This is a genomic window from Macrococcus brunensis (assembly GCF_004359615.1).
Classification (GTDB): domain Bacteria; phylum Bacillota; class Bacilli; order Staphylococcales; family Staphylococcaceae; genus Macrococcus; species Macrococcus brunensis.
The window spans coordinates 1-255 of record NZ_SCWA01000075.1; the positions used below are offsets into that span (position 1 = coordinate 1).

The 255-nt window shown below is 53.3% G+C and carries 1 protein-coding gene; it reads right to left on the minus strand.

Annotated elements, in window-relative coordinates; translation table 11 throughout:
* Nucleotides 1-255: Rib/alpha-like domain-containing protein (locus ERX27_RS11300; RefSeq protein ID WP_133432868.1), on the minus strand; the 255-nt coding region annotated here is incomplete at both ends.

The following is a 255-nucleotide window of genomic DNA, read 5'->3' on the forward strand; positions in this document are numbered from 1 at the left end:
GCGGTACTACACCTATTGGTGTTGTGATCGGTGTCACGATTGGCGTGTTTTCAACGGCATCCGTCGGCCCTGCAGGTACTTCTACTGTCACTGGTACTGTTACCACATCTTTTGTACCGTCTGGATACGTCACCACTACTGTACCTGTTGTCGTGCCCGGCTTGGATACATCCGGTGGTGTCTGCCATTCCACTGTTGTGCCTGGCGGGAATGTACCTTCATTACCGATGCCCTCTGTTGCTGGCGGTACTACAC